The sequence below is a fragment of the Mageeibacillus indolicus UPII9-5 genome (assembly GCF_000025225.2).
Lineage (GTDB): Bacteria > Bacillota > Clostridia > Saccharofermentanales > Fastidiosipilaceae > Mageeibacillus > Mageeibacillus indolicus.
Window position 1 is genome coordinate 769,069 of record NC_013895.2, and the last position, 12,707, is coordinate 781,775.

Here is a 12,707-nt window from a genome sequence, read left to right on the forward strand (position 1 = left end):
TTTTGCTGAGACTAGCGATTATAAGCTTGGGCAACCCACTATTTTATATAATATATGTCGTCTAATGCTTGTTCAAGCTGTTTAACTGTGCTAACTTATATCGCAGGCGTAGGTGGTGGAAATATGCGTTTCGGTGTATATCTTGATATATTTCGACGGATATGTGTCAGATTTTAGCAATCTCTGATATGTGTACATGTATGAGATGGCTGTTTATTAAATTTTAGGAGAATAGTTATGCAAGGGTTAAGAGAACGTATAGATAAAATTTTTGGCGAAGTTATGGCCGTCAAAAGCATAAGCAATACTGAAAATGAGCGTAATATTGAAGATTATATTGATAAATACATATCCGAAATTCCGTATTGGCAAGAGCATAAAGACAGATTCGGCAAATGGGAGATAAAAGGTGATTTCTTAAAACGCCGGGTTAACTGGGCCTTGGTTAAAGGGGACAGTCCTGAAACGATCATTATCTTTCATCATCATGATACGGTTGATATCGAAGACTATGGTAAGCTCAAGGACATAGCTTTTGACAATCTTGCCTTGAAAAAACATTTGCAAGAGCTTGGCATTTCTTCTGATGCGGCGGCGGACGTCAAGTCGGACGACTGGATTTTCGGGCGGGGAGCGTGTGACATGAAAGCTGCCTTGGCTGTTCATTTGGCTGTCAGTGAAATTTATGCTGGTGAACTGTCACCAAAAGTAGGTCTATTATTTTTGTCAGTCGGGGATGAGGAAGTATATTCACAAGGTATGCGTTCGGCGGTGGAGCTTTTAGCCAATTTGCGTGACCGCTTTAAGCTGCGCTATTTAATTGCGATTGATTCGGAACCGTTTGAAACAGATCTTCCCGCTACCAAGAAATTATCAGTAGGCACGGTAGGCAAACTAATGCCGGTGATTGTGGCTCAAGGCATCATCTCGCATATAAAGGAGCCGACTAAAGGTATCAATGCGATTACTTTACTTAATCACGTTATACAAAAAATTGATTTAAATCCTGAATTGGCTGAATTTACTAAATCAGAAATGACTCCGGTTCCTTCTTGGCTTATGGCACGTGATCTCAAACAGAGTTACGACGTATCTACGGCTTTGCAGGCGGCTGGATATTTTAGCGTTTTGCATTTGAACACTTCACCGAATGAGATTATGGCTAAGATAATAAAACTGGCGCGGGCGGCTGTTGATGAGTTTTTTCCTGAGTTTTTGCAATTGCAGGAAATATATGGTGTGGCGCACGATATTGCCAAGCCACAAGTGATAACTTATCGAGAATTGCGAGAAAAATGTGCAGCTTTGCCGGGATTTGACGCTTTTGACGTTAAGTTTAGAGAGGAGGAGGCAGCTGATTTTCGCCGTGGGGTTGATTTCCAAAATTTGACCATTGGTAATATTCGAAAACTGCTTGAGTTTTATGGACATAAAGAAGCGTTCATCGTAATTGCTTTGGCACCGCCGTATTACCCGGCAATGAATTGTCGCAACTTAAAGGATACGGAATTGGACATTGTAAAATTTATGGAATTATATGAAGCATTTTTGCTGAATAAGTATGCATGCGAACTTCAGATAGAAGAGCACTTTATGGGAATTTGTGATTTGAGCTACTGTGCGTTGGAAAAGGATGTGGGAGAATATATGGCTGTACAGGATAGCTTGGCCGTTTCCCCCGAATTGTATCAGCTTAATTTTAAAGTTTTGGCACAATTGAATATACCGGGCGTTAATTTAGGACCGCGAGGCAAAGATCTTCACAAATATACGGAACGAGTTTATGCGCCGGATTTACATACTACGGTACCGGAGTTTTTACTCTTCTTGCTACATCATTATGAATCGGTGTTACGTGAAAACTGACTTGCGTCGCCTTGATTGTTAGGGTGAATGATTGTACTATATAGTTGAAATGATGGAGCTGATAAGTAGATGACAACGGATGTACGCTAGTTGCGAGTTACTTTGTGCTCTAACTATCTTATATACTATAAATTTTATATTTTATTTTAGGAGGTTAATATGAAAGCAGGCATTTTTTACTTTACTACATCTGGTAATACTGAGAATATGGCTGATACGTTAGCCAGTGCATGGGAAGCCAAAGGGGTTGAGGTCGTTAAAAAACCTTTTTCGGAGGCTGATGCCGGTGATTTGGATGGGTTGGACATCGTTGCTTTAGGTTCGCCCGCTCAAGGTACAGAAGAGGTTGACGACACTGAATTCAAACCGTTTTATGATGATAATCTGACAGCGTTGAAAGGAAAAAAACTCTTCCTGTTTGGTTCTTTCGGCTGGGGTGGCGGCGAATATATGGAAACTTTTGCCGATACTGCTAAGGCGGACGGGATCAAGGTAGTTGGCGTGTACACCCATTTGGAAGCTCTGGACGATGAGGCTGGCGAAGAGCTCAAAGAAAAAGCTGCTTCCGTCTTGTAAGCTGCGTCATGGCCGCATGGCTGGTTTTTAAATATTGAATATGTGATGTTCGGCCTGACTTTATAACTTATGCTGATGATAACAAAAACGGAGAAGATTTTCTTCTCCGTTTTTTATACAATTCAAAATAACTAAATGTTGACAGTTAGCTCAAGCAAACCTACAATCCATTGTATTATATTTACAAAAGGATGGTACGGAATGAAGAGAATTTTGATGAAAGGGTCAGCGATATTGACAGCATTATGCATGCTGACCCTGTGTACAGAGTGGCCAGCGAATGTCAAGGCCGATTATGATAGTGCAGGTGCCGTCTGGCCAAACATGCCGAAGTCGACTGTGGCTGCCGAGGCAACGGAACACATGCTGGACACGTTTATATGCCGGCTAAGAGGCTGCGGCATCATAAAATCTAAAGAAGATCTTAACAACTTTGGCGGTGCTATTCCGATAACAATAGCTTTGCATAACGAAACGGAAGCGGCAGGTACCCAACTTGATTTTATTCATCTACTTGGCCGTAGGTACCAGCGTATTGATGAATTCATGGCAAAAATTGCTAAACAAATTGGCCGAGAGCCGGTAAAAATTCGCAAAGCCGCCCTCACCAACCCTATGGTCGCAACTGAATTGACATTGAAAGAAATAAAAAGTATAAGCAAAAATAAAGAGTTGGAGCGTATCGAACCTGATTTCCCTATGCTTACAACAGCCCATGGCTTCCCGGCAAAAACAATGATCAGGCAAAATTATTCCCCGATAAATCTTGGTGATATAGGCAACAGTTCAATATTATACGGGGCTATGTCACGTAACTCGCGTAAATCGATCTTTAGCGATCGGGCGGCTGATATTGCTTTTTTACCGAAATTAAACGGCACGGGCCGAGTCGTTGCTGTTTTAGACACAGGTTTTGATATTGATCACCCTGATTTTGCAATGCCTGATTTAACGGGTGCTAAATATGTTGACCGTGAAAGTATTATAAGACGAATAAATGAGATAAATTCTGCTGCGGGGACTACGCTCATCCGCGGTGGTTGGCTGAATAACAAATTTCCATATGGATATAATTATGCTAACAATACATTCGATGTAAAAGAGAGCGGAAATTCACATGGAACACATGTAGCGGCCATAGCAGCAGCTTCTGCCGGAGGAAAATTTCCGGGACAGGCACCGGGGGCCCAGATATTCGCGATGCGAGTCTTGGCCGGTGAATCGGATTACGCCGCCCCGTCAGTATATGCTAAAGCGATTGAAGACAGCATTTTACTTGGAGCTGATAGTATAAATATGAGCTTTGGAGTTCCGGCAGCGACTCTTAAACATGCGGCTGCTGAAATCTTGCAGGCAATTGCAACAGCTAAAAAAATGGGTGTGATGGTTACGGTTTCTGCAGGAAATTCAAATTATGCTGATGCCGATTTAATACCGCCACAAGCTGACAACCCTAATTATGGTACGATTTCGTCCCCGGCCTTGACGCCTGATGTTATTGCTGTAGCATCTTTGGACAATTCGACGGTCATGCTGCCGTACCTTAATTCCGGTGCGGCCAAAATACCGTATTATCCGAGTTCTTCACGTTCGTTGATTGATGTGTATGGCAAATCATTACCATTGTATGATGTCGGTGAAGCTACTAAAGATGACTTGAAGGATTTACCGGCCAAGTCTTTGGCAGGTAAGGCTGCTTTAATTAAACGGGGAAAAATTAAATTCGATGAAAAAGTTGCTGCAGTAGCCACTTTAGGTGCAGAATTGGCCGTGATTTATGACAATGAATCTTCAGGTGAATGGGTAAACATGGGGATTAATAATCCGGCTATTCCGGCAATATTTTTACGTAAGGACGACGGACTTGTGTTGCGGAAAAACGGTGGTTCAATTTTATTAAATAAGAACCAGGCTGCTTTTAAATTAACCAACGGCGGGAAAATGTCTTATTTTTCTAGTTGGGGACCGACCCCGGAATTTGATCTGAAACCTGAGCTTACCGCTGTGGGAGGGCATGTGCAGGCAGCGCAGCCAGGCAATACGTATGGCGATAAATCTGGTACATCTATGGCTGCTCCTCAAGTCGCTGGGGTTGCAGCTTTGTTAAGAGAACGCATGCTTAAAGATAATGATCTTAGCTTGGATGTACAAAAAACCGGTGCTACTCAGCTGCAAAACTCAGTTGCAGAAGGAAAAAATTCTGTCGCCGTAGACAATGCCTCATATTATAGATTTGCCAAAAACATGCTGATGAGTACGGCGACTCCGCAGGTTGACCGTAAAAACAATTTATTTGTATCGCCGCGCAAGCAAGGAGCTGGTTTACTGAATAAAGAAGGTGTTCTTACCGGATATGCTTATGTTACTTCTGAGATCGGAGAGAGTAAGTTGAACTTAGGTAATATGGCCTCTCCAATATTTAATCTGCCGCTGGTAATTCATAACTGCAGTAAAACAAAAAGTTTGAAATTTAATATTGCTCAGGTGACCGTCCAAACAGATAGTCTTAATCCCGCCCATCCGCAAATGATTATACCGGAAAGCAGCAGACGTATAGTCCCCGATTATCACAATGATGCAACAATTGTTGTCGCGCCTAAATCAGAATATAAGTTCACCATTCCTATTGATATCAGTTCTCTGGAATCTGAACTGGCCAAACAATTTATCAACGGATATTTTGTTGAAGGCTTTGTACGTATTAAATCTTTGCAACCGGAACAGGGTGATATAGGTTTGCCGTATATAGGTTTCAGGTCAGGCGCGAGAAATGCCGGCGGCGGATTCATAGATTTGCCTGTGCTAGAACGACCAATATATGAATATGAGGATCTTAGCGAAAACTCAGCCTATACGCCGAAATATTATAAGCTTAATCAAGCAAAGGACAAAAACGCTTTTACTGCTCTCGTGAGTGAATTAAACGGTAAAAAGGTAGTATTGGGTGAAACTACGACTGTACCTAATAAGGTACGCGTCTTTGATAAATCTAAAATTGCTATTTCCCCTAATGGTGACGGCTGCCAGGATTATGCTGAATTGCGCGGCGTATTTTTGCTTGCCTATTGTGAAGACAAAGTTGAAATTACAGATGAGAAGGGTAAAGTTGTTTTTGAGGGTAAAGATGGTTACAGCGGTAAAGCTGACTCTAATTCGGCCAACGTAGGCCGCAAAAACATGGCTTCAACATCAGATGGGACTGATGCCGACTTTTATACGGAGGCAGAGCGATATAAATGGTATGGCAAGGGAAGATATGGTGAAGAATTGCCTGATGGCAAGTACAACTACACTTTTACGGTCAGAGGAGCGGCTGAGGCTGCTAAACCGCAAAAGTATACCTTCCCGATAGTTGTTGATCGAAACAAGCCGGAGATAGTGAAACCGACTCTTACCTCAAATGGATTTGCCGCTGAGTTTGTCGAAAGTGGCAGCGGTATTAAAACGGTAAGAGCGGAAACGTATGATGTTGACGGCAAGCTGCTGCAAGTTACTATTCCTAAGGTAAGTGGCAATAAACTGGAGTTGAGCTCATCGCAAGACAAACTTGCCAGCACTTATTTGCGTTTGCAAGATTTTGCCGGTAATGAAACATTCGTTGCCGTTAAACGCCTTTTGGCCGGAAATGACACTGGTAGTTTACAAGTAATTACTACTGTCAAGCCATTAAAACCCGGCGAAAGTGTTGATCCTCTATCTTCTGATGAATATGAAATAATTGTCAAAGATTCTTTGGGGCAACGCCAGATGGATACAGCTGCTTTGCCATATGGTAAATATACGGCAGAAATAAAGCTTAAAATAAGCAATTTTGTTGCGGTAAACAAGGTCGAAAATTTCACCTTGACTCCGACCGCCAAACATGCGGTGCTTAACTTTCAGGTGCGTGAAGTTCCTACTGTTAAAATAGATATTCCTGTAGATGTATCAACTGATAATGGCCGTATGCCGAATGCTGAGCGACCGATAATTACGGCTGTCGGCACTGACGGGGTAGTTGAAGAAGCTGAAGTAAAAACTTCTTTCAGCAGTGCGGGTAACGCAAACACTGCGAATTTTATGCTTGCTGCCGGTAAATGGCAGCTTACAGCTCGTCGCGTTCCGGCAGGCTGGCGTATGCTACCGGAAAAGGTGGATATAGAGGTGGCCGGTGACGGTACTTTGAGCGTTATTAATGGCAGTTTACCATTTACTTTGATCGGGCCTAAGGTACTGGGAATTGAGCCGCAGGTTGAAGTTTTAAGTGGAAAACTTCCGATGGAAAAAATAAGCTATAAAGCGGTTGTTGTCGGAGACAAAGGAAAAAATAAATTTGCCGGCCATGTATTTACAGATTTAAGTGCTTTACCACAAGGAGAATACGATGTCTATCCTCAATTGCCCAAAGGATTTTTTGCCGTTCCAGATGTAATAAGGGTTGATTTACGCAGTGAAATCGCTAAACCAGATCTTAGAATTTATGCTGAAACTGAGCATGATTTTGGCAAAATAGAGGTCAGTGAAAATATCGACACTAAACCGGCCTCGTCTCCTTTAGCTGATTATGTAGCTATAAATACGAATGGTGAAAAATTTGTCGATTTACATAAGTTACCATATGGTACTTGGCTGATTAAACCACGGTATACGCCACAAAAGTTTTATACTGAGCAATCCGAAGAAAAGGTCATACTTAAGCCTGAAAGCAAAATAGCCAAAGTTGTTTTTAACTGGATGTCATTTGCAGCAAGTAACAAAAAAGGTAGTGTGGTTTTGAATCCGGATTGGGGCTTTGAGTGGAATTTACACAATACATTTGAGAAGAGTTCGGCTAAACCGTATAAGTATCTTTTCCATCGTTTGGACAAACCGGAGCAGAAAGATATGACTTTTGAACTCTCTGCACCATCTTATTATCCTCCATATACACCGGTAGCTTCAGATGTTCCTTACGGAATTTATAAAGTCATACCGGACACTTCAGCTACGCCTAATATATTTGCTACACCAAAGTCGCAGATCGTCAGGGTAAGCCGAACTAAAAGCTCAATTGCTTTTAAATACGGCAATGTTGAACCTAAAGAAAATAAGGCGACAATTATGGAAAATACCTCACTCGGTGTAAAGGTGATTTTGCCGGAAAATTCGGCACTATCTGGGCTTAAAATTAAGCTCGTGGCGGAAGAACTGAATCAAGTGCCTTCCGCTGTGCAAGCGGCGTATGATAAGTTACCAGTTAAACGTAAGATATATGAGATCCATATTGTCGATGAGCAAGGTAAAGTTGTTCCTGTGCCTGAAAATGAGGTTTGGCAGGTTGAAATACCGCGATTTTACCAAGAGGCCAATGCGGCTGCCTATTATTTATCTCCGAATGGATATCCGATCAAACCGGAACAAAAAGTTGATAATGATCTGATTAGTATGAAGGTAGAACATTTAAGCGTCTATGCCGTTGCGGCGGGTGATATGCCGCAGCCGAAACCAGAACCCCAGCCGAAACCAGAACCCCAACCGAAACCAGAACCGCAGCCGCAACCAGAACCGCAACCTAATCCTAACCCTAATCCGCAGCCCAAACCGGACCAAGAAGATCAGCAACCTAGTTCACATTCTACCTCGGAGTTTGACCTATATCAAAAATTCTTTCTTTCAAACGCATCCTTAAAAGATAGAGAGAAAGGCAGACAACTTAATACCCGTGCAGGGGCTTTACCTAAGACAGGCGAAAAAGGCGAAAAAAGTGTTGCTCCGATAATGCTAATTATCCTGGGCGTTGCCTTGATGGTTGATCTGATAATAAGGAAATTGCAGCAGATCAGAAGAGAAAGATCTTAAAACAGTTAGAATAGATAGCAGTATGTGGTTGGGCGAAAATCGGCCTGACATATGGCTTTGAGAAATGCAGCAGTATAATTTACCGCTGCATTTCTTTTTGTATACGAATTAATTGATCGATTATTTCCGGTTCCATGGAACTGTGACCGCTTATGGTGAAGACGAGTTTTGCTGACGGCAGTTTTTGAGCAAGTAGATAGGCTCCTTCCGGCCTACAGTCAACGTCGTACCGACCGTGCACGATAAAGGTGGGTATAGAAGCGATACGATGCACATTATTCAGAATATAATTTTCTGGCATGAAGCAATGGTTAACAAAATAGTGGCATTCCATGCGTGCCATGGCTAAATCAAGTGGCGTAATGTCTGAATTTATTGCTTTCGGCTTTAAGGTGGTGACCGAGTTTTCAAATGTGCTGAAAGCTTTACCGTATTTCATTAAATCTTCGTCATTGCCATTGGTAAGCTTTTGGTAATAATAAGCAATATTGTCAGAACAATTTGCCGGTAAAAGGGATGTGAAGGCGGAATAAGCTTCCGGGAAAAACTGGCCTGCTCCGCCTTGGTACAACCATTTAATATCTTCGTCTCTCCCAAGGAAAATACCGCGCAAAACAAGGGCGTCAACTGCTTCCGGATAATTTTCAGCATAGTAAAGGGAAAGAGTTGTGCCCCAAGAACCACCATGGACTATCCATTTGTCAATAGAAAGATACTGGCGTATTTTTTCCATGTCAGAAGCTAAATCAGCAGTGGTGTTGTTCCTTATTTCCAAAAATGGGGTACTTTGGCCACATCCACGTTGATCTACGGTTATTATATGATAGTATTGCGGATCGAAAAAACGTTGGGCAATTGCGGAACAGCCGCACCCAGGCCCCCCATGTACGTATATAACAGGGCGGCCGGCCGGATTACCGCTGAGCGTGAAAAATATCCTGTGAATCGGGTCAACTTGAAGATATTCTGTGTGATAAGGTTTAATTTCTGGAAAAAGATTCAGCATTTCATTATCCTTTCGAATTGTAACAAAGCATGGATATAAAGAAATGGCCGGTGAAAATCACCGACCATTTACCGTCACTTGTGAAGAACTAGATATCCATCCATGGTGACGACTGTTATGGCGAGCCTAGCAGGACTCGAACCTGCGACCCACAGCTTAGAAGGCTGTTGCTCTATCCAACTGAGCTATAGACCCAAAATAAACGGCGACCGAAGTCGCCGTGGAGCAGGTGATGGGAATCGAACCCACATGATCAGCTTGGAAGGCTGAGGTTCTACCACTGAACTACACCTGCATGAGGGCAATCAACACTGCTCTAAAATAATACACGATCAGGAAAAAATTTGCAAGAGGTGACTGGCACAAATGGGAAAGTTTAATATTAATGTTGGGAATGCATTCGATCAGTTGCATCCGGCTCAACGGATTTAACAATTTGCCTTAACATTTTCCCACTCTTGTTGTTAACAGCCATAAATTCAAGGTAGCAGTGCTTGGGGATGAAACGGACCAATGCTCCGGGTAGAACGAAAACTTGTGGCGGCAACGGCGTAACTCCAGCACTTTTTGCTGCTTGTAAGGATGTCAGGTCAGTATCATTATAATGCTTAGCCAAGATGACTTCCATGCAGTCATTAGCGACTATTTTTTCTATTTTGCCAAAATCTTTTTGTTCATCCTCTCGCAACAAATAACGGTAACGTTGATTTTGGGAAACTTGGGAATATATTGCCAAAGGGTTGTTGCCTTCGGCCAGAAGCGGTTGATAGCTGAGATAAGAAAAAGCTATAGCCAGATTGCCATTTTCATCCAGAATGACATGACGATATTTGCCGTCAGAAGCCGGGCAAATAACTGAACTCGAAAGTAACTCATGGTCATCGGCGAGCTTGATCTGCCAATTCCGCGGCAATTGGATTTTGAAAACAAGATCTTTAGGTAAGCCTTCTGATTTATCCGCATCAGGTAGAACAACTTCTTGCTCGACAAAAGAGGATGAGCTGTCGTCATTTTCATCCGCACTAGGGATGTCGGAAATAGCAGCTGGGGCGACTTCGGTATGCAGAGATTGAATTTGGGGGGCAGAGCATTCGGGTGCCGATGCTTGGCTGCAAGATGTCACGAAAATTAGCGGGAGCATAAATAGACAGGCTATTTTTTCCTTAAAGTAGGCAGGATACAATCTAAAAGAACTGATGTGATGCGAGACTTTTAAATCAGGTGTTTTATGCATGACAACCCCTCCCGTGTACGTTTACACTACGAACAAGATGTACATATGCTATCACTTTAGTGATGTTTTTACAATCAAAGCTATAAAAGATAAGTATATTTTATATATAGATACAATTCGCATTTTGCGCCGGTTATACGTAGTAATTTTTATTTTTGCGATGAAAGTTGATATAATATGAAAATAGCAAATTTTGATAAAGGTAGGGCGCACGCGCATGGCAAGACAGCAACAGTATGACAATGCAAGTATTTCATCTCTTAAGGGAGCTGAACGGGTAAGATTGCGTCCCGGAGTTATTTTCGGGTCCGACAGCTTGGAAGGTTGTGAACATGCATTTTTTGAGATCCTGTCCAATTCTATTGATGAAGCGCGTGAGGGTTACGGTGACGTGATAAATGTACATCGCTATGCTGATAATTCGATAGAGGTTGAAGATTTCGGCAGGGGCATACCGCTTGATTTTAATCCTAAAGAAAATAGATATAACTGGGAGTTGGTTTATTGTGAGCTTTATGCCGGTGGCAAATACAATACCAATAACGGCGAGAATTATGAATTTAGCTTAGGTTTGAACGGATTAGGAGCTTGTGCTACACAATATGCTTCGGAGTATTTTGATGTCCAAGTTATGCGTGATGGATACAAGTACAGCCTTCACTTTGAAAAGGGTGAGAATGTTGGAGGCCTGAGCAAAGAGCCGACTCGTTTTAAACGTACCGGTACTATACAGCACTTTTTGCCAGATCGTGAGGTGTTCACAGATATTGCTATACCTACCGAATATTTCACCGAAACATTGAAGCGTCAGGCGGTGGTTAATAATGGCGTGCATTTTAATTTTATTGATGACATAACTGGTGAGAAATATGAGTTTTTCTATGCCGACGGTGTGCGCGATTATATTAACGAGTTGGATGCCGGCCGTGGAATGTTGCAAAATCCTATATATTTTACGGCTTCCGGACAGGGGCAGGATCGCGCCGACAAGCCTATGTACAAGGTTAAAGCAACGGTAGCCTTGACTTTCAATAATGAAATTAACGGTATGGAATACTATCACAATTCCAGCTTTTTGGAACACGGCGGTTCTCCAGATAAGGCGGTACGCAGTGCTATTACCGGTGAATTCGATCGTCAGGCCAAAAACATGAATAAGTATAAAGCTAATGAAAGCAAGCTAACTTTCAATGACATTCAGGACAGCCTTTTGATCATCATTAGTTCTTTTTCGACTTCGACAAGTTATGAAAACCAAACTAAAAAAGCGATAAATAACAAGTTTATTCAAGATTTTTTGACAGAACAACTGCGCAGTAATTTGGAAATTTGGTTTATTGAACGGCGCGAAGAGGCTGAACGCGTTCTGGAGCAAGTACTTATAAACAAACGAAGCCGCGAAAATGCTGAGAAACAACGTCTCTCAATAAAGAAAAAATTAATGGGTTCGGTAGATATTACCAACCGCATCAAAAAATTTGTTGACTGTCGCACCAAGGATTTAAATCGGCGTGAGCTTTACATTGTTGAGGGCGATTCCGCTCTTGGATCTTGTAAACTAGGCCGCGATGCCGAATTTCAAGCGATTATTGCGGTGCGAGGCAAAATACTTAACTGTCTTAAAGCTGATTTGGCCACTATTTTTAAAAGTGAGATTATAACTAATCTTATCAAGGTGCTCGGCTGTGGAGTGGAAATAAAAAGTAAGCAGAATAAGGAACTTACGGCTTTTGACTTGAATGCTTTACGCTGGGATAAAATTATAATTTGTACTGATGCCGATGTTGATGGTTATCAAATCCGTACCCTAATTTTAACCATGTTTTATCGTCTACTTCCTACACTGTTAGCCGAGGGTAGAGTTTACATCGCTGAATCTCCGCTTTTTGAAATTGTGGCGACCAAGGGCCGCAAAGAAGTTACTCACTTTGCTTATAACGAAAAAGAAAAGGCTGAAATTATTAGAAATCTGGCCGGTTACCGACTGAATATTCAACGTTCCAAAGGATTGGGTGAAAACGAGCCGGAAATGATGTGGGAAACTACAATGAATCCGCAAACCCGTCGGTTGATTCAGGTAATGCCGGAAAGTGAAGACACAATGCAGGCTAAATTTGACTTGCTTTTAGGTGATAACCTGACAGGTCGTAAAGAACATATTGAAAATAACGGTCATCTTTATTTGGATCAGTTGGATATTGGCTGAGT

Annotated in this window: 6 protein-coding genes and 2 tRNA genes; 4 read left to right on the forward strand and 4 right to left on the reverse strand. The window is 42.1% G+C overall.

Annotated features, from left to right (window positions below):
* Nucleotides 1-237 precede the first annotated feature (237 nt).
* The 3 genes from HMPREF0868_RS03530 to HMPREF0868_RS03540 all read left to right on the forward strand — a co-directional run bounded on the left by HMPREF0868_RS03530 (nucleotide 238) and on the right by HMPREF0868_RS03540 (nucleotide 8,259).
* On the forward strand, nucleotides 238-1,866 hold the full coding sequence (locus tag HMPREF0868_RS03530; RefSeq protein ID WP_012993328.1) for a M20/M25/M40 family metallo-hydrolase: 1,629 nt from the start codon (nucleotides 238-240) through the stop codon (nucleotides 1,864-1,866).
* 159 nt (nucleotides 1,867-2,025) lie between these two features.
* On the forward strand, nucleotides 2,026-2,442 hold the full coding sequence (locus HMPREF0868_RS03535; protein WP_012993329.1) for a flavodoxin domain-containing protein: 417 nt from the start codon (nucleotides 2,026-2,028) through the stop codon (nucleotides 2,440-2,442).
* A gap of 201 nt (nucleotides 2,443-2,643) precedes the next feature.
* Nucleotides 2,644-8,259 carry a S8 family serine peptidase gene (locus HMPREF0868_RS03540; RefSeq protein ID WP_012993330.1) on the forward strand — a complete coding sequence of 1,872 codons (5,616 nt, stop codon included), beginning with the start codon at nucleotides 2,644-2,646 and terminating at the stop codon, nucleotides 8,257-8,259.
* A 79-nt stretch (nucleotides 8,260-8,338) separates the two neighbouring features.
* Here the strand turns inward: HMPREF0868_RS03540 and pip are convergent, their stop codons facing one another.
* From pip to HMPREF0868_RS03560, 4 genes are all read right to left on the reverse strand, one after another.
* Entirely contained in the window at nucleotides 8,339-9,265 is a 927-nt protein-coding gene (gene pip / locus HMPREF0868_RS03545; protein ID WP_012993331.1) for a prolyl aminopeptidase, read from the reverse strand.
* A 118-nt stretch (nucleotides 9,266-9,383) separates the two neighbouring features.
* Nucleotides 9,384-9,460, reverse strand: a tRNA-Arg gene (locus HMPREF0868_RS03550).
* A gap of 26 nt (nucleotides 9,461-9,486) precedes the next feature.
* Nucleotides 9,487-9,560, reverse strand: a tRNA-Gly gene (locus HMPREF0868_RS03555).
* A gap of 87 nt (nucleotides 9,561-9,647) precedes the next feature.
* Complete coding sequence (locus tag HMPREF0868_RS03560; protein WP_012993332.1) at nucleotides 9,648-10,499, reverse strand: hypothetical protein; 852 nt, start codon at nucleotides 10,497-10,499, stop codon at nucleotides 9,648-9,650.
* A 217-nt stretch (nucleotides 10,500-10,716) separates the two neighbouring features.
* Between HMPREF0868_RS03560 and HMPREF0868_RS03570 the strand changes: the two genes are divergently transcribed.
* Entirely contained in the window at nucleotides 10,717-12,705 is a 1,989-nt protein-coding gene (locus HMPREF0868_RS03570) for a DNA gyrase/topoisomerase IV subunit B (RefSeq protein ID WP_012993333.1), read from the forward strand.
* Nucleotides 12,706-12,707 lie beyond the last annotated feature (2 nt).

What these genes read in the sequence shown, in the direction of transcription:
- HMPREF0868_RS03530 (WP_012993328.1), top strand. Translation starts at nt 238, where the DNA reads ATGCAAGGGTTAAGAGAACGTATAGATAAAATTTTTGGCGAAGTTATG.
- HMPREF0868_RS03535 (WP_012993329.1), top strand. Translation starts at nt 2,026, where the DNA reads ATGAAAGCAGGCATTTTTTACTTTACTACATCTGGTAATACTGAGAAT.
- HMPREF0868_RS03540 (WP_012993330.1), top strand. Translation starts at nt 2,644, where the DNA reads ATGAAGAGAATTTTGATGAAAGGGTCAGCGATATTGACAGCATTATGC.
- pip (WP_012993331.1), bottom strand. Translation starts at nt 9,265, where the DNA reads ATGCTGAATCTTTTTCCAGAAATTAAACCTTATCACACAGAATATCTT.
- HMPREF0868_RS03560 (WP_012993332.1), bottom strand. Translation starts at nt 10,499, where the DNA reads ATGCATAAAACACCTGATTTAAAAGTCTCGCATCACATCAGTTCTTTT.
- HMPREF0868_RS03570 (WP_012993333.1), top strand. Translation starts at nt 10,717, where the DNA reads ATGGCAAGACAGCAACAGTATGACAATGCAAGTATTTCATCTCTTAAG.